The following is a 14,798-nucleotide window of genomic DNA, read 5'->3' on the forward strand; positions in this document are numbered from 1 at the left end:
AGGAAGCAGGAGACGTCATGACGTGATCATGCGTCCATGCTCACTCCAGAGCCACCAGATTGGGGCTGCGGCCAGCCAAATGAGATGACTTGTTAGGAGAGAGGGAGGGTGATCCTTAGCCTGACCTGCGTAGACGCCGCAAGAGCTGATCGACACCATCGAGCCCGATAGCGCCCTTCGTTCCCCGTGGTTCCCCGCACGATCTGGCACGGATGTGGCACGGCCCCAGACGGTGCCTGTCAGTGCCTCGGGGCAGACCTGGGCAGCCGGGTGTCAGTGGCTGTGCCTAGCATCCGGCCATGAGCATGATTGGTGAGTACTTCCGTGTGACGGCGGCCGAGCTGGAGCGCTCGATGGAGGACCCAGACTGGGCTCTCGACTACATCGATGGAGTTCGGGACGTCGAGGAAGAGGCTGAGCCCTCGCCGGCCATGGCCCGTCATTTCTCCACGTACCAGACGTGGCACCTCTTGGACTTCCTCTTGAAGCGCTCCGGTTTTCCGGTCGACGTCATCCATGGGGAAGAGGCCTTCGAGAAGGCCGACGACTGGGGGTACGGCCCACCGCGCTACCTCACCGCAGATCGGGTTCGCTTCGGCGCCGAGGCTCTGAACAGCTTGACGTATGACCAGCTTCTCGACGGAGTCGACCCCGTAGAACTCAATACGGCGGAGGTCTACCCACTGATCTGGGAGGACCAAGCCTCACTGGAGTGGGCCAGGGACTGGTTCGCCGGCCTGACCGAGTACTTCAAGGCAGCTGCCCGAGAAGGACACGCGGTCATCATCTGGCTGGACTGACTGTGGGCCTGGTTGGAAGCCAGGCCCACAGTTGGTCCGTAGCCCGCGCCGACCTCTTCGTCCCGAAGCAACTTGGGACACTTGCTTCCCCTGGGTTGCTCTGCCTGTCACCTGCGCTGACGGTCCGCTGACGTCCACGGGTGTTCGCGGCTGTGCGTCTTGGTTGTCACTCAGTTAGACACGCACTGGTCTCGCTGGGATCGCTGATCAGTGGTGTGGTCACTGGCGCGTAGGGACGGCGGAGAACAGAAGCTGGGGCCCGGTTGTGTCGGCCTTCACGTGGCCCGCCTCAACGAGTTCCCACATGCCGAGGCGCACAGCCTCGTCATTTACGTTGAAGCCCTGCGCAGCCAACCACCTGGTCAAACGGTCTACGGACTTGGCCCGGTGCTGTTTGCCCTGGAGATAGGAGAGGGCGGCCGCCTGCCAACTCGGCGAGCCGGCACCCCTCGGAGCGCTGGGGCCTGCCGGGTCGATCGTTCCTGCCGGGTCGATCGTTTCAGCTAGGTGCAGCAGTGCCGCGATGATGCCCCGAGTATCACTGCTGCGCGTCGTCTCGTACACCTCGATCGCCTCAGCGCGGAAGTCTGTCACGATTCCCCCTAATCCTCGGTGGTCGACATCAAAGGCTAGAACCGGTACCCGGGAAGATCTAGAGCGCCTACGCCTTCTGATCCGTAGCTCTAGAGAGATGGGTCAACGAGGGCCAAAGGCGTTGTCGTACAGTCCTAGAGCGTCGCTGCCGATCACTGCTGGACGCTGGGGTTGCTGTACTCCACTGCTGTACAGCAAGAGGAGCTGTGCTCAACTCGACACTGCCCCGCCCGCGAAGCCGACTGCAAGGTCTCCCAGTACGTCACACAGGGCACTTGCCCACTGCTTCATCCTGCTCGACTTAGGTTCATCAGCCATACGGTTCTCCTCGTCGTTCGTCTTCTTGGCCTGGTCGACGTTGCTCAACTTCGATGCCAGAACCTTGCAGACAACGGCTGCGGAGAGGGACAGTGCGAGACTCGGCAGTGCCGAGCTGAGCACAGCTCCGAGGTGATCGTACGACTTGGCACGGGGTTCGGTGTCCAAAACCGTCGTGGCAGCGATGTCACCGTGGGTTCAAATCCCACCGCCTCCGCGCTGAGAACAGTGCGAACGGCCCCTGACCTGGTTACCTAGGTCAGGGGCCGTTCTCGTTGCCCATCACCGTCAGTGCCCGATGTTCCCTGTGGTTTCCCGCTCGAAGGGGCACGGCAGTGGCACGAGCATGTCGTCACTGGCCAACAGCGCTAGCCCTGGGGGCCCGGTTGCTGGACCCTTCGGAAGTTATCAGCTTGAGAGACGGGCGAATTGACACTGTGCGGAGGCCGTCCCCCAACTGCGCAGTCAGGGTCAGGCCAAACACATAGTTACTTAGCTCCTCGGGCTGCACTCGCAACTCCTCCGCAATGTCGGCGGGGGTAATGCCGCGATCCCTCAAGGACCTAAAGACCTTTTGGAAAATCTGAGATGTTTCCCTCTGGATTCCGCCAGGCTCGCCACTTCGGTAACCTCGTTTACTGAGCTCCACGACAAGGTTGCGATATTGCCAATCGGATAGCATCTCTAGATCGCGAAGCCGATAAGTCAAAGCGAGTGCCGCTACTCGCCAAATCTGGCGGCCTTTCAGGATCTGGTCCAGAAATGCTCCGTGAGGCATGTGTGATGCAACGCTCCGGCGCGGCATTAGGAAGGCGCTCGCGAAGGCGTTGGCTTCCTGCTCTGCTTGAGCGCCAACCAAACTTCGCACAGGCCCGTGCATGACGAGATGGCCGAGCTCGTGGGCTGCATCGAAGCGGCTACGCTCTGCGGATTTAAGGGTGTTCAGGAAGACGAAGGGAGTCTTGTCGCGCCAGAAAGAGAAAGCGTCAATTTCTGCATACTCCGGGGCAAGGCTGAATACTCTAACGCCCTTCGATTCAAGCAGGTGCACCATATTGGAGATGGGTGCTTGGCCGAGTCCCCACCGAGATCGAAGCATTTCTGCTGCGTTTTCTGGATCTGGCTTGTCAAGCGATGGAAGATCGGCTTCTGGCAGCCTGAAGCGGCTTGAGATTAGCTCTTCTAGCTCTACTGCAAGACGTCCCACCGACAGTGCTACGTCCCGACGGCCGGCGGTTAGCTTACTGCGGGCTCGGAAGGCGACAGAGTCGGAAGGGATTTCCTCGACCGCTTCCCCCTCGAAAAAATCAAGGGGGAAGCCGAGGATATTCGAGATTTTTACGAGGGTCTGATGTGCTGGCTTTTGTCGACCGTGCTCGTAATTGGAGAGGCTTTGGGCGCTAACATCTAGTCTGCGTGCTAGCTCGACGATGGTCATGCCGCGTCGCTTACGCGCCAGAGTGATGCGCGACGGTGTAACCATGTGATTCGTCTCCACCCGGTCGAGGGAGCTGCCAGCGCGGCTAGATCTCCTCCACAAGAACATCGAAGCCGCCATCTTCGTTACGGCCGTCGTCCACGAGGACCGCTTCGAATGTCAAGCGGGGCAAGATCATTCGATCGAGCCAGTCGACAATGTACCCCGTGCTGCTGACGGACTCGGGTCGGGACAACTCGCTGTAGACCGTGACGTTCTCACCCTGCCGGACCCGATTGGTGAGCAGCAGCCAAAGGTCCAAGGCTTCGATCCGCTCGGGCTCCAAGACCTCCGGATGCCCAGCATCGGCGGTGCTGAACAGTGTCAGGTCCCCTCCGGCTACGGCATTGGCGAAGGCTTGCCCCTTGGGGTAGCGGCTCCTTGGCTTATGGGGAGCCGGCCATCCCGTGCCAGCGTCTCCCGCGAGAACTCCAATGGCGACGGTTTGATCGGGGTTCACCACCAAAGCCATGTTCTTGTGGTTGAGGGGGGTCCAGCCCTCCTCGATGATCATGGTGTACCGGAGCATGCCGACGCGGGCAATCCAGTCCCGCAGCCCAGGAGCCGTAGGTGGCTCGGTTGGGGTCGCTTCACGACGGGCAGCCTCGCCGGCGCGGATGGCGCGCTCGCAGTACTCCCACTTCATCCCCAGAGCTGCGAGACGCTCGGCGGAGTCTCCAGGAACCTCAATCAAGGCCACACCCTCCCTTAGGGATTTGCCACCTCATCTGAGGGAGCAAAACAATAAGAGGGAGTCTACACGGAGTGTCTGACACATCGTCTGACAATCTGCTGTGGAGGGAAGTTGGGAGCCTGACGCGCCTGTTCTACCTCGTGCCCGCCCCAGCTCCCATCCCGTCTGCCGTCGACCCACACACCGTGGAGCAGGCGCGGTGCCTGGCGTCCAGGTGGAGCGCCCCACTGGACGAACGACCTGGACGCCAGGTGCCGTGTCTGCTCGGCTCTGCCTGGGTCGACGGCAGACGGGATGGGAGCTCCCTGCATCAGCCACCTTCGGCCGGCACTCGCCCGCGGCGCCCCCGCCATCTCGGAGCCTGAGCGCCCCCGCCGGAGGCATGTCCTTCACCGCGGCCCCGGTCGTGCGGCACTCGCCTTGCAGTCCCGGCCCTGTCCTGTCGTGGGCGCGCGTCGGCGTAGCGTGCGCGGAGCGGGCCGAAGGCAGGAGCGCAGCGCGACGCGGAGCCGGGAGCGCGCCCGGCGGAGCGGAGCGCAGCCGGGCTTGATGAAGTAGGGAAACTCTTACCGCACTGTCTGGCCGTGCTCGGCCCGGTACTCGTCGAAGAGGCTGAAGAACAGGTCCATAGCTGGCTGATCGGCCGCTTGGGCCTCACGCTCGATCTCCGCAGCCCAGCCCAACGAACTGTGGCGCCCGAGCCGTCGCCACAGCCAGTCGGTGAAGGAGCCTGGGTTGCCGGGGCTCCAGAAGGGCCAGTCTTCGCCGACGCCGTGCGGGTTCAGGGCGATGCGGTAACCCATCAGCATCGAGTCGAGGTGCAGCAGGGAACCGCCACGCACCCACATCCCCGGACGCAAGCGGATCGCGTCGAGAAGGTCGTAGACGTCGTTCAGCTCGCTTGCATGCTTCGGGGCGCGTCCAGACGTATCGGGTGCTGGCACTTCGGTGTCTCTACTGGGTGAGAAGTTGTCGGCCGTCGTGGCTCCGCACGTGAGGGCCAGCTCCGTCAAGTGCGTCCAGGAGCCGGATCGAGTAGACCTCCGCCATGCGTTCCGAGACCTCGTCGGGCGTCAGCCAGTCGACGGCCGTCGACTCACTCGACGTTCGCTCGTTGCCGCCCGCGGGCTTGCAGCGGAACACCAGGGCGACGACGCCTCGGGTCGTGTTCTTGTAGACCCCGGTCAGCTGGTCCACTTCGACATGGATGCCGGTCTCTTCCCAGACCTCGCGGCGGACACCCGCCTCGGGGGTCTCCTGCAGTTCGAGCACGCCACCGGGGAGTTCCCAGTGACCGTTGTCCGCCCTGCGGATCGCCAGCAGTCGGCCGTCATCGCGGACCACCACTCCGGCCACGGACACGGAGTGCATCGGCGTTGACTGGCCTTCCTGGGCGCTGTTACTCATATACAGGAGCATAGGAGAGTGAGAAGGACTATGGGAACAGCAGTAGGAGGTGGGAGGGCCGTACCGAGGTACGTCCAGATCGCCGAGGAGATCGTCCAGCAGATCCGCGCCGGGGTGCTCAAGCCCGGCGACCTGGTGCCGAGCGAATCCGAGTTGGTCGAGCGCTATGGCGTGGCCGGCGGCACCATCCGCAAGGCAATGGTCGAGGTTCGGGCGAGCGGGCTCGTGGAGACCCGACACGGCAAAGGCTCGATCGTGAAGGACCGGCCGCCCGTACGGCTCCGTTCCTCCGACCGCTTCCGCGCCTCGCATCGCCGAGAGGGCAAGGCGGCCTACCTCGCCGAGTCGGCCCAGTCCGGTGCGACCGCCAAGGTGAGCGTCCTCTACATCGGCCCCATGGAGGCTCCGGAGGAGATCGCGGAACGCCTCGACGTTCCCGCCGGCACTCAGGTCCTCGCGCGCCGCCGCCTCTACTTCCGCAACGGCGTCCCCGTCGAGACCGCCACCTCCTACCTCCCCTGGGACGTGGTCAAGGACATTCCCGAGCTGTTCTCGGAGAACCCGGGCCCGGGTGGCATATACGCCCGCCTGGAGGACGCTGGCCACGTCTTCGCCGAGTTCGTGGAGACGCTCCAGGCCCGGCCGGCGGCCAAGGCCGAAGCCTCCGAACTCGCTCTCAGCCCCGGTGCCCCGGTCATTCATCTGCTTCGGAACGCCGTCACCGAAGCCGGTCGCGTGGTTGAGGTGTGCGACACCCTCATGGCCGCTGACCAGTTCATCTTCGAGTACCGCATCCCCGCCACCGACTGACGCCGCCTCAACTCCTCGCAACCCGCCGAGACTTCTTCGCCTCGGCGGGTTGACTCATGTACAGGAGTCATGCACTCTTCTCCATGTCACTCCTATACATGAGTGACGAAGCCCAGCACTTCTAGAGGAGTGATCTCTGTGCGTCAGATTCCCGTCGACACCTCGACCGCGTCCGTGATGGTCGCGCAGCCCCCGCAGCCGAAGGTGAAGGACCGCCGCACCGGCGAGCGGGCCATGGACATGGAAACCGGTGCCGCGCTGTCGACCGTGGACGTGATGTTCGCGGCCAACGGCGAGGTGGAGATCCTGTCCGTGACCGTCCCGGAGACCGGCATCTCCGCCGACCTGACCATGGGCACCCCGGTCGCGATCACGGGCCTGGTGGCCCGCCCCTGGGAGAACGAGTTCAACGGCCAGCGCCGTCACGGGATCGCGTTCCGGGCGGTCGCGGTCACCTCCCTGGCCGAGATCGCCGCGAAGCCGAAGGCCGCCTGACCATGGAGTGGCTGACCGCCGCTGTGGTGCTGCTGGTCGTCGCCGTCGCGGGTGTCCTGCGGTGGCGTCGACCGGCCTGGTACTGGCTGACCTTCGGGGTCGTGCTGGCCGCGTTCCGGGTTCTGATCCGGTACACGTCGGTGATGGAGGCGTGCGGGCTGACCGTTCCGCCTCCGCGCTGGCGGCTGGCCCTGGCCCGGCTGACCGGCCGCCCCGTTCCGCAGGCTCGGGCCCCGCGGCTGCTGCGGCTGCGCCCGACCCGGACCGGCCTCGTCCTACGGCTGGGGCTCCGCCCGGGACAGGACGCCTTCGACGTGGCGGCTTCGTGCGACCGGTTGCGGCACTCGTTCACCATGCAGGGCGTCACCTCCCGCGAGATCCGCTCCGGTGTGGTGGAGCTGCGCATGACCGGCTACGACGTTCTCAAGCGGGTGCAGATGCCACCGGTCGTCGAGCGGTCCCCGATGCGGGTGCCCGTCGCGCTGAGGGAGGACGGTGCCGTGCACTTCCGGGACTACCGGGCCTGTCCGCACGCGCTGACCATCGGGGCCACGAAGTCCGGCAAGTCCGTCTACCAGCGCAACCTGGTCGCCGAACTCGCGCCCTTACCCGTGGCTTTGGTGGGGATCGACTGCAAGCAGGGGGTCGAGCTGTACCCCCTCGCGCGGCGCTTCTCCGCCCTGGCCGACAACCCCGACACCGCCGACGACCTTCTCGGCGCGCTGCTGGCGCACATGGAGGGCGTCTACCAGCTCATCAGGGCCGAGCAGCGCATCACCGCCGACGTCCCGGACGCGGAGATCGCCGCCGACATCTGGGACCTCCCTGACCACCTCCGCCCGACCCCCGTCGTCGTCCTGGTGGACGAGGTCGCCGAACTCGCCCTGTTCTCCAACAAGGACGAGGAGAAGCGACGGGACCGGATCATCACCGCCCTGGTCCGGCTCGCCCAGCTCGGCCGCGCCGCCGGCATCTACCTGGAAATCTGCGGCCAGCGCTTCGGCTCGGAACTCGGCAAGGGCATCACCATGCTCCGCGCCCAGCTCACCGGCCGCACCGCCCACCGCGTCAACGACGAGACCAGCGCGAACATGGCCTTCGGGGACGTCGCCCCGGACGCCGTCCTCGCCGCCATCCAGATCCCCACCGGCACCCCCGGCATCGCCGTGGCCGGTGACGCGACCGGCGGCTGGCACCGCATCCGCGCCCCGCACACCACGCTCCGACAGGCCGTGAACGCCTGCAACCGGCATGCGCACCTGACTCCGGTCCTCCCCGGCCTGGACGCCTTCCGGCCCTCCGTGGCCCCGCCCGCGCGACCGCCCGTGGTCTTCCCGGCCCAGCCGGTCGAGGCACCCACCACCGCCTGACCCGCCCCACCTCCGGTCGGCGCGACCGCAACCGCGCCAGTTCCCTACCCCCGCCATGCCCGAAACGCCCACGAAGGAGGTGAGGACGTGACCCGCAAACTCCGCGCCGACGCCGTACTGGTGCAGGCCGTGATCGCCGGGGCCCTGTCCTTCTCCCACCTGCACGACCTGGCCGAAGCCGCCGGACAGACCGGATGGAAGGCGTGGGCCTACCCGGTCTCCGTCGACCTGCTCCTGGTCGCCGCCTGGCGACGCATGAGCCAGGACGCCGACAATCGCGACGCCTGGCTGTGGTTCGCCATCGCCCTCGCCGCCTCACTGGGTGCCAACGTCGCCACGGCCGGGCTGCTCGACCTTGGAGCCGTCCCGCCCTGGCTGCGCATCCTCGTCGCCGGTTGGCCCGCCCTCGCCTTCCTCGGCGGGACTCTCCTCGCCCACAAACCCGCGCCGTCCGCAGCTCCCGACCCCGAACCGGCGCCCGTGCCGGAGTCGCGCACGGTCCTCGAACGTGACCCGGCCCCCGCCGATGCGCCGGCCGACCCGAAGCCCGTCACCGACGAGCCGGAGGAGATCGAGGCACCGGAGCCCGCCCCGGCACTGGCCGCGGCCCCCGCACCGGCTCCCCCGGTCCCGGTCGCCCTGGTCGCCCACGCCCGCAAGGTCGCCGACGACCATCGCGCCCGCACCGGATCTGCCATCGACACCGACACCTTGCGCGCCCGCCTCGGCGTTCCCGCGCCCATGGCCGACGCCATCGCCGCCCAACTCACCTGATCCGGAAGGAGACCCGCTCGTGCCTGCTCGCGACCACTTCCAGTCCGTCATGCGGATCGGCCCGGTGCAGATCGGCACCCACCGCGACCGCCACGGCCGCACCAAGCACGCCGCCGTCTGCACCACCGACCGCTGCGGCTGGTCCGCCGACTACACCGACCAGTCCGCCGCACAACTCGCCGCCCGCACCCACCGCTGCCGAATAGCCGACTGAACGGAGAACCGTCATGGACGTCCCGCTCTGGCTCGCCCTGGTCGTCGTCGGCGCGCTCGGCGTCAAGCTCATCCGCCCGCCCTGGTGGCTCGTCGCCGTGCTCCTCCTCGGCGGCTACCTCCTCGCGGACAGCCTTCTCGCCCCCGCCATCGACACCGCGATCACCAAGTGACCGAAGGGAGAACCACCATGCTCCGCCCCAGGATCCCCAGCATGCCGAAGCCGACCGGCCTGACCATCCCGCCCGTCGTCGTCCAGCCCACCGCCGTCGAACCCGCCCCGGCACCGACGCCTCCGGCCGCTCCCGCCCCGATGTCGGCGTCCACGGCCCGGCCGGTGGTGCAGCTCACCCCGGGCACCGCCGTGGCCCTCGTCGGAGCCGGTGCGGCCGTGGTCCTGGTCGTCGGCGCGGTCCTGGTCTCGATGCTCCTGGCGACCGCCGTCACCGCGGCCTCGGTCGCCGTCTGTGCCCTCGTCATCCGCTCGCTCAGCGGCCAGCAGTCCAAGCGCCGCTGACCGGCCTCCGGGGCGGTCTCAACCGCCAAGTCTCGCCCGCCCCGGAAGCCGTGCCCCTGCCCGAACCAAACGATCCGGAAGGAACACCCATCATGTCCCAGCCCACCACCGGCCACCTGCGGGTGTGCTCCCACTGCGACGGCTTCCCCGCGGTCCGCGTCACCCTCGGCGGGCGCGACCACGCCGGACGCCTGCGGACCATCACCGTCCACTGCCCCGTGTGCCACGGCACCGGAACCCGGGCCGCCCACCGCTCCTTCACCCGGTACACCCAGGTGGCCGCGTGAGTGACACCGCCACCGCGGCGGGCCTGGACCCGGCCACCCTGGACGACGTCCTCCGGGTGGCCGGGTCCCCCGGCTTCGACCGCTGGAAGGACCAGGTGCACCGCACCGGCGGCTGCGCCGACCCCATCCACCTCACCGGCTGGACCCTTGCCAAGGACCGCACCAGCGGCGAGACCCTGCGCCGCTACTCCACCGACACCGAGCCGGGCGGGCGCCTCCGCATCGCCTGCGGAAACCGACGCGCCACCCGCTGCCCCGCCTGCGCCCACACCTACGCGGGCGACACCTACCACCTCATCCGCGCCGGCCTCGCCGGAGACGAGACCAAGGACATCCCCGCCACCGTCCGCGACCACCCCCGGGTCTTCGCCACCCTCACCGCTCCCTCCTTCGGCCCGGTCCACAACCGGCCGGACCGCGGCGTCTGCCGCTGCGGCGACTACCACCAGGAGGACGATCCTGTCCTGGGCACCGCCCTCGACCCGGACACGTACGACTACGCGGGCACGGTCCTGTTCAACAACCACGCGGGCCAACTCTGGCAGCGCTTCACCACCCGCCTGCGCCGCGAACTCGCCGCCCGCGCCGGACTCACCCAACGAGCCCTGAAAGACGTCCTGCGGGTCTCGTACGGCAAGGTCGCCGAATTCCAGAAGCGCGGCGCGATCCACTTCCACGCCGTGATCCGCCTCGACGGACCGGGCGGCCCGGACACCGCCCCGCCGTCGTGGGCCGACGTGCAGCTGCTCGACGACTCCATCCGAGCCGCCGCCGCTCACGCCTACACCTCGATCACCGTCCCGGCCGCCGGGGACCAGCCCCGCCGGCGCTTCCAGTGGGGCCGCCAGCTCGACATCCGCCCCATCCACGCCTTCGGCGACGGATCCGACATCACGGAACAGGCCGTCGCCTCGTACGTCGCCAAGTACGCCACCAAGGCCGCCGAGTCGACCGGCAGCCTCGACCGCCGCATCGGCAACCGGGAAGTCCTCGACGTCCTGGACGTGCCCGAGCACCCGCGCCGCCTCATCGAAGCCTGCCTGGACCTGGCCCCGCTGTACCCGGACCGCAAGCTCACCGCATGGGCGCACATGCTCGGCTTCCGCGGCCACTTCTCGACCAAGTCCCGCCGCTACTCCACCACCCTCGGCGCGCTCCGCCAGATCCGCGCCGACTACCGGGCCGCCCAGGAGCACGACGCACTCGGCGACCCGGACACCGTGCTCGTCCTCGCCTCCTGGAACTACGCCGGGCACGGCCACACCCCGGGTGAATCCGCCCTCGCGGCCACCATCGCCCGCGGCATCCAACTCAACCGCCGAACCGCCCGCGAAGCCCTGCGCGACCAACTCGCCCTGGAAGGAGCCGCAGCATGACCACCGCGACCGCCGAACTGCTGACCGTGCCGGAGGTCATGGCCCGGCTCAAGCTCGGACGCTCCACGGTCTACGACCTGATCCGCTCGCGCCGCCTCACGTCCATCACCATCGGCCGTTCCCGTCGCGTGCCGGCGGACGCCCTCCGGGACTTCATCGCCCGCGAGATCGAGGAGGCCGCCTGATGGCCACCAAGCGCAAGCGCAACCCCAACGGCGCGGGAACCATCACCAAACGCAAGGACGGCCGCTATCACGCCGCCGTGTACGTCCTCCAGCCCGACGGCACTCGCGCCCGCAAGTTCGCCTACGGCAAGACCTGGGCCGAGTGCGACGCCAAACGCCGGGAACTCCTCGCCAAGGTGGACCAGGGCGTGCCCGTGCCCACCCGGTCGGCCAAGCTCGCCGAGTGGCTGCCGTACTGGCTGGACAACGTCATCAAACCTCGGCGGAAGCTCAGCACGTACGACAAGTACGAGGCGCACGTCCGGCTCTACCTGGTGCCGATGCTCGGTGCGAAGCGGCTTGAATCCCTCGGCGTCGCCGATGTGCGCCGCTTCCTCGTCCGCCTGGAGGAGAAGACCACCGCGGCAACGGCAAAGGAAGCACACCGCGTGCTGCGTTCGGCGCTGTCCACGGCATGCCGCGAGGAACTGATCACGCGGAACGTCGCCAAGCTCGTCGAGCCTCCCCGTACCGACAACCGTGAGCTGAAGCCCTGGAGCCTGGACGAAACGCTCGACTTCCTGGCCGCCTCACGCAAGGACCCGCTCTACGCGGCCTTCGTGCTCGCCATCGCCATGGGGCTCCGCCGGGGAGAGATCGTGGGTCTGCGCTGGTCGGACCTCGACCTCGACGGCCGCGTGCTGTACGTCCGCCAGCAGACGCAGCGACGCCGGGGCGTGCTGTACGACGACGACCCCAAGAGCCGCCGTCGTCGGGCCGTCCCGCTGCCCGCGCTCTGCATCGCGCCGCTGCGCTGGCACCGCATGAGGCAGGTGGCGGCGCGGACGGAAGCGGGGGAGACCTGGCAGGAGTCGGACCACGTCTTCACCACCCGGACCGGGCGCCCGGTCGAGCCGCGGAACGTCTACCGGTCCTTCACCCGCGTCGCCCGGTCCGCCGGCTTCCGGGTGATCCGGCTGCACGATGCACGGCACGGCACGGCGACGCTCCTCACGGCGGCCGGGGTCGCGCCCCGGGTGGTGATGGAGATCCTGGGGCACTCACAGATCAGCATCACCATGGACGTCTACACGCACGTCGTGCAGGACACGCAGCGGGAGGCCATGAGCCACATGGACCGGCTGCTCAGGAGGCGTCGCGGTCGTCAGTGACCGACACCGTTGATGTCAGACGTGGATGTCAAAGGCCCCGGACCATGATCGGTCCGGGGCCTTTGCGCTGGTGCCCCCGGCAGGATTCGAACCTGCGACACCCGCTTTAGGAGAGCGGTGCTCTATCCCCTGAGCTACGAAGGCAGGAGGCCTGGCCGAGGGCCGGACCGCCGGGGGTCAGTGTAGCGGGTGGGGGCTCGTGGGTGAGGGGAGTATGCGGCGTGAGCTGCGGTCGTCGGTGGGGTGGGCCACGGGAGGCGGTGGGCCTAGGCTCCGCGGCATGGACAAGGAGCCGAGGGGCGAGCGGTGCGGGCAGTGCGGGGCCGGGGAGATGGAGCCCGGGTTCGTCGAGGACGCGGGGGAGGGGTCACGGGGGTTCGCGCGGTGGGTGGCCGGGCCGTTGGAGCGGGGGATCTTCGGGGGCGCCAAGCGGTTCGGGCGGGAGAGGTGGGAGATCGAGGCGTTCCGGTGCGTGGGGTGCGGCCACCTGGAGTTGTACGCGCGGCACCGCGCGTAGGGGCGCTCCCGGACGACCTTGAGGGGTGAGGCGCGGGGACCTGCGGGCGTAGGGGTGGGCGGGCGCGACTTCGGGACCGTGTGGCCGAGGTGCGGGAGTTCGGGCGTGGAGGGGTGGGCGGGAGCTGCGCCGGGGACCGTGAGGCCCGGCACGCGGGCCCGGGGTGGTCAGTCGCGGGTGACGCGGAGGCGGTAGGTGTCGCCAGGGCCCTTGGCGAGGACGCGGAGGCGGATGCCGTTGTCGCGGTCGGTGAAGGTGTCGCCGGGGGTGAGGGTCGCGTCGGAGAGTTCGGCGTGGACGTTGGGGGAATGGGTGCAGCCGCCGCTGTCGCGCCGGTGGTCGTGGACGGTGACGGGCCCCTGCCCGGTCTCGACGCCCGCCTCGACGCGGTAGACGAGGACGCCCGGGCGGCAGACCAGTTCGTCATTGCCCTCCTGGGTGCGGACCTCCACGGCGTAGCTGGAGTCCTCGTCGAGCGGGAGGACGACCAGCTTGGGGCCGCCGGCCCGGGCCAGCGGGGTCAGCACGTGGTCGGAGGTGGAGTCGGAGCGCGCCGCGCAGCTGACCTGGCCGGCGTCCAGCCAGCCGAGTTTCCACTTGTGCCAGCCCAGCAGGTCGTTGTTGGCCCCCCAGTCCTCGCTCATGATGTCCCAGTGGCCGGCCGCCCCGCCGCCGTCGTGGGTGTAGAGGTCGGGCAGCCCGAAGACGTGGGCGTTCTCGTGGGGGAGGACCCGGTAGCCGGTGCGGCCGTAGCTGCCGGAGCCGTCGTCCTGGCGGGAGTAGACGAACGAGGCGTGCGAGACGGGGACGCCGTCGGCGACCGGCGCCTCGGTATTGGCGGCGAAGGTCACCGAGAGCACGGTGTCCAGTGCGGAGGGGCCGGCGTTGGGGGTGACCAGGATGTTGAGCAGGTCGTAGCGGCGGAAGTCGACGTCCGCGTCGGCCTCGTCGACGATGTCCTCGACCAGCCCGCGGTAGGACGGGTCGAACGGCGCGCCGCGCTCTATCCCGTACTCCTCGAAGTCCTTGGGCATGCGCAGCCACCGTTTCACCGGGGCGTCGGCGCGGTAGTCGAGGCGGCCGTAGGAGCTGGTGCGGAACCAGTCCTGGGTCTGCGGGAAGAACTCGGCGTACCGGTCCATCGCGTCGCCCTCGCCGTGGGCGTCGGGGAAGTCGACCATCAGGGTCAGGGCGCGGACGGTGCCGGTGGCGGAGGAGTAGCCGGCCGGGGTGGGAACGCCCTCCGACATCTGGGCGTCCAGGCCACCACTGATCATGCAGGGGGCCAGCCCCACGGCGGCCCGGGCCGGAGGGACGGGGCCGGCCGCGGTCGGGTCCTCGCTGCGCTCGTTCACCGCGGAGGTGCACACGGCGAGGCTGAGGGCGCACAGGGCGGCCATCGAGGCGATCCGACGGGAACGGGTGTGGCCCGCCCCGTCGCCCGGTATGGAGCGGCGGTACACGCTGCGCGGCATGCTCGGCCTCCCACTCCGCCGTGGCGGCCGGTCGGTACACCGGGCCGCCCCTGCGATCACCCTCGGCCGAGCCGGTGACCGTCGCTCGCTGGGAGGGGCCGGTCGGGGGTTTTCGCGGAGAAGAGGTTTGGCGGAGGACCCGGGCGTCGCGAGGCTCCGGACCTGCGGGGAAAAGGGCCGAGCCCCGGACGTCCACGGGGGGAGAGGACGCCGAGGCTCGGCGGGCGGGACCCGATGCCGGGGGAGTGCACCGGGGCCCGGTATGGGAGGGGCGGCCTGTAAGGGGCCGGCCCAGTTGTTGTGCCCGCGCTGGGGAGCTTCACGCGGTCGTTTTCCGC

The 14,798-nt window shown here is 68.6% G+C and carries 19 protein-coding genes and 2 tRNA genes; 14 read left to right on the plus strand and 7 right to left on the minus strand.

Annotated features, from left to right (window positions below; genetic code table 11):
* Nucleotides 1-299 precede the first annotated feature (299 nt).
* Complete coding sequence (locus tag ABT026_RS08470; RefSeq protein ID WP_351113344.1) at nucleotides 300-800, plus strand: YfbM family protein; 501 nt, start codon at nucleotides 300-302, stop codon at nucleotides 798-800.
* A 219-nt stretch (nucleotides 801-1,019) separates the two neighbouring features.
* Here ABT026_RS08470 and ABT026_RS08475 read toward each other — a convergent pair whose 3' ends face one another.
* Entirely contained in the window at nucleotides 1,020-1,394 is a 375-nt protein-coding gene (locus ABT026_RS08475; protein WP_351113345.1) for a hypothetical protein, read from the minus strand.
* A 447-nt stretch (nucleotides 1,395-1,841) separates the two neighbouring features.
* Between ABT026_RS08475 and ABT026_RS08480 the strand changes: the two genes are divergently transcribed.
* Nucleotides 1,842-1,929 (plus strand) — tRNA-Trp (locus tag ABT026_RS08480).
* Nucleotides 1,930-2,064: 135 nt separating this feature from the next.
* Here the strand turns inward: ABT026_RS08480 and ABT026_RS08485 are convergent.
* The 4 genes from ABT026_RS08485 to ABT026_RS08500 all read right to left on the minus strand — a co-directional run bounded on the left by ABT026_RS08485 (nucleotide 2,065) and on the right by ABT026_RS08500 (nucleotide 5,302).
* Nucleotides 2,065-3,195: a helix-turn-helix domain-containing protein gene (locus tag ABT026_RS08485; RefSeq protein ID WP_351113346.1), complete on the minus strand. Its 1,131-nt coding sequence runs from the start codon at nucleotides 3,193-3,195 to the stop codon at nucleotides 2,065-2,067.
* A 40-nt stretch (nucleotides 3,196-3,235) separates the two neighbouring features.
* Nucleotides 3,236-3,889 carry a hypothetical protein gene (locus tag ABT026_RS08490; RefSeq protein WP_351113347.1) on the minus strand — a complete coding sequence of 218 codons (654 nt, stop codon included), beginning with the start codon at nucleotides 3,887-3,889 and terminating at the stop codon, nucleotides 3,236-3,238.
* A 560-nt stretch (nucleotides 3,890-4,449) separates the two neighbouring features.
* Complete coding sequence (locus ABT026_RS08495) at nucleotides 4,450-4,827, minus strand: hypothetical protein (protein WP_351113348.1); 378 nt, start codon at nucleotides 4,825-4,827, stop codon at nucleotides 4,450-4,452.
* Between the two features lie 10 nt (nucleotides 4,828-4,837).
* Entirely contained in the window at nucleotides 4,838-5,302 is a 465-nt protein-coding gene (locus ABT026_RS08500) for an NUDIX hydrolase (protein WP_351113349.1), read from the minus strand.
* Between the two features lie 18 nt (nucleotides 5,303-5,320).
* Here ABT026_RS08500 and ABT026_RS08505 point away from each other — a divergent pair, with 18 nt between their 5' ends.
* The 11 genes from ABT026_RS08505 to ABT026_RS08555 all read left to right on the plus strand — a co-directional run bounded on the left by ABT026_RS08505 (nucleotide 5,321) and on the right by ABT026_RS08555 (nucleotide 12,468).
* Nucleotides 5,321-6,100 (plus strand): GntR family transcriptional regulator, encoded by a 780-nt coding sequence (locus ABT026_RS08505; RefSeq protein WP_351113350.1) that lies wholly within the window; start codon nucleotides 5,321-5,323, stop codon nucleotides 6,098-6,100.
* Nucleotides 6,101-6,238: 138 nt separating this feature from the next.
* Nucleotides 6,239-6,595, plus strand: a complete 357-nt coding sequence (locus ABT026_RS08510; RefSeq protein WP_351113351.1) for an SCO3933 family regulatory protein — start codon at nucleotides 6,239-6,241, stop codon at nucleotides 6,593-6,595.
* 2 nt (nucleotides 6,596-6,597) lie between these two features.
* On the plus strand, nucleotides 6,598-7,965 hold the full coding sequence (locus ABT026_RS08515) for an FtsK/SpoIIIE domain-containing protein (protein WP_351113353.1): 1,368 nt from the start codon (nucleotides 6,598-6,600) through the stop codon (nucleotides 7,963-7,965).
* An 87-nt stretch (nucleotides 7,966-8,052) separates the two neighbouring features.
* Nucleotides 8,053-8,739 carry a DUF2637 domain-containing protein gene (locus tag ABT026_RS08520; RefSeq protein ID WP_351113355.1) on the plus strand — a complete coding sequence of 229 codons (687 nt, stop codon included), beginning with the start codon at nucleotides 8,053-8,055 and terminating at the stop codon, nucleotides 8,737-8,739.
* A 19-nt stretch (nucleotides 8,740-8,758) separates the two neighbouring features.
* Nucleotides 8,759-8,953 carry a mobile element transfer protein gene (locus tag ABT026_RS08525; RefSeq protein WP_351113356.1) on the plus strand — a complete coding sequence of 65 codons (195 nt, stop codon included), beginning with the start codon at nucleotides 8,759-8,761 and terminating at the stop codon, nucleotides 8,951-8,953.
* Nucleotides 8,954-8,966: 13 nt separating this feature from the next.
* Complete coding sequence (locus ABT026_RS08530) at nucleotides 8,967-9,125, plus strand: hypothetical protein (protein ID WP_351113357.1); 159 nt, start codon at nucleotides 8,967-8,969, stop codon at nucleotides 9,123-9,125.
* 17 nt (nucleotides 9,126-9,142) lie between these two features.
* A complete protein-coding gene (locus tag ABT026_RS08535; RefSeq protein WP_351113358.1) occupies nucleotides 9,143-9,469 on the plus strand; it encodes a SpdD-like protein in 327 nt (108 codons plus the stop codon).
* A gap of 92 nt (nucleotides 9,470-9,561) precedes the next feature.
* Complete coding sequence (locus ABT026_RS08540) at nucleotides 9,562-9,756, plus strand: hypothetical protein (RefSeq protein ID WP_351113359.1); 195 nt, start codon at nucleotides 9,562-9,564, stop codon at nucleotides 9,754-9,756.
* Nucleotides 9,753-11,132, plus strand: coding sequence for a replication initiator protein RepSA (gene repSA, locus ABT026_RS08545; RefSeq protein WP_351113360.1), 1,380 nt, complete (start codon nucleotides 9,753-9,755; stop codon nucleotides 11,130-11,132). Before ABT026_RS08540 ends, repSA begins: the two co-directional genes overlap by 4 nt.
* Nucleotides 11,129-11,317: a helix-turn-helix domain-containing protein gene (locus ABT026_RS08550; RefSeq protein WP_166025932.1), complete on the plus strand. Its 189-nt coding sequence runs from the start codon at nucleotides 11,129-11,131 to the stop codon at nucleotides 11,315-11,317. The genes repSA and ABT026_RS08550 overlap by 4 nt, the downstream gene beginning before the upstream one ends.
* Nucleotides 11,317-12,468, plus strand: coding sequence for a tyrosine-type recombinase/integrase (locus ABT026_RS08555; RefSeq protein ID WP_351113361.1), 1,152 nt, complete (start codon nucleotides 11,317-11,319; stop codon nucleotides 12,466-12,468). Before ABT026_RS08550 ends, ABT026_RS08555 begins: the two co-directional genes overlap by 1 nt.
* Before the next feature lie 68 nt (nucleotides 12,469-12,536).
* Here ABT026_RS08555 and ABT026_RS08560 read toward each other — a convergent pair.
* Nucleotides 12,537-12,612 (minus strand) — tRNA-Arg (locus ABT026_RS08560).
* 136 nt (nucleotides 12,613-12,748) lie between these two features.
* On the opposite strand from ABT026_RS08560, the gene ABT026_RS08565 reads away from it, so the two are divergent.
* Nucleotides 12,749-12,985 carry a hypothetical protein gene (locus ABT026_RS08565; RefSeq protein ID WP_351113362.1) on the plus strand — a complete coding sequence of 79 codons (237 nt, stop codon included), beginning with the start codon at nucleotides 12,749-12,751 and terminating at the stop codon, nucleotides 12,983-12,985.
* Nucleotides 12,986-13,152: 167 nt separating this feature from the next.
* Here the strand turns inward: ABT026_RS08565 and ABT026_RS08570 are convergent, their stop codons facing one another.
* Entirely contained in the window at nucleotides 13,153-14,460 is a 1,308-nt protein-coding gene (locus tag ABT026_RS08570) for a M6 family metalloprotease domain-containing protein (protein WP_351113363.1), read from the minus strand.
* Nucleotides 14,461-14,798 lie beyond the last annotated feature (338 nt).

Origin of the sequence: Streptomyces sp. NPDC002734 (genome assembly GCF_040295685.1) — a bacterium.
In the GTDB taxonomy this organism is placed as follows: Bacteria; Actinomycetota; Actinomycetes; order Streptomycetales; family Streptomycetaceae; genus Streptomyces.

What these genes read in the sequence shown, in the direction of transcription:
- ABT026_RS08470 (WP_351113344.1), top strand. Translation starts at nt 300, where the DNA reads ATGAGCATGATTGGTGAGTACTTCCGTGTGACGGCGGCCGAGCTGGAG.
- ABT026_RS08485 (WP_351113346.1), bottom strand. Translation starts at nt 3,195, where the DNA reads ATGGTTACACCGTCGCGCATCACTCTGGCGCGTAAGCGACGCGGCATG.
- ABT026_RS08500 (WP_351113349.1), bottom strand. Translation starts at nt 5,302, where the DNA reads ATGCTCCTGTATATGAGTAACAGCGCCCAGGAAGGCCAGTCAACGCCG.
- ABT026_RS08505 (WP_351113350.1), top strand. Translation starts at nt 5,321, where the DNA reads ATGGGAACAGCAGTAGGAGGTGGGAGGGCCGTACCGAGGTACGTCCAG.
- ABT026_RS08515 (WP_351113353.1), top strand. Translation starts at nt 6,598, where the DNA reads ATGGAGTGGCTGACCGCCGCTGTGGTGCTGCTGGTCGTCGCCGTCGCG.
- ABT026_RS08530 (WP_351113357.1), top strand. Translation starts at nt 8,967, where the DNA reads ATGGACGTCCCGCTCTGGCTCGCCCTGGTCGTCGTCGGCGCGCTCGGC.
- ABT026_RS08535 (WP_351113358.1), top strand. Translation starts at nt 9,143, where the DNA reads ATGCTCCGCCCCAGGATCCCCAGCATGCCGAAGCCGACCGGCCTGACC.
- ABT026_RS08540 (WP_351113359.1), top strand. Translation starts at nt 9,562, where the DNA reads ATGTCCCAGCCCACCACCGGCCACCTGCGGGTGTGCTCCCACTGCGAC.
- ABT026_RS08550 (WP_166025932.1), top strand. Translation starts at nt 11,129, where the DNA reads ATGACCACCGCGACCGCCGAACTGCTGACCGTGCCGGAGGTCATGGCC.
- ABT026_RS08555 (WP_351113361.1), top strand. Translation starts at nt 11,317, where the DNA reads ATGGCCACCAAGCGCAAGCGCAACCCCAACGGCGCGGGAACCATCACC.
- ABT026_RS08565 (WP_351113362.1), top strand. Translation starts at nt 12,749, where the DNA reads ATGGACAAGGAGCCGAGGGGCGAGCGGTGCGGGCAGTGCGGGGCCGGG.
- ABT026_RS08570 (WP_351113363.1), bottom strand. Translation starts at nt 14,460, where the DNA reads ATGCCGCGCAGCGTGTACCGCCGCTCCATACCGGGCGACGGGGCGGGC.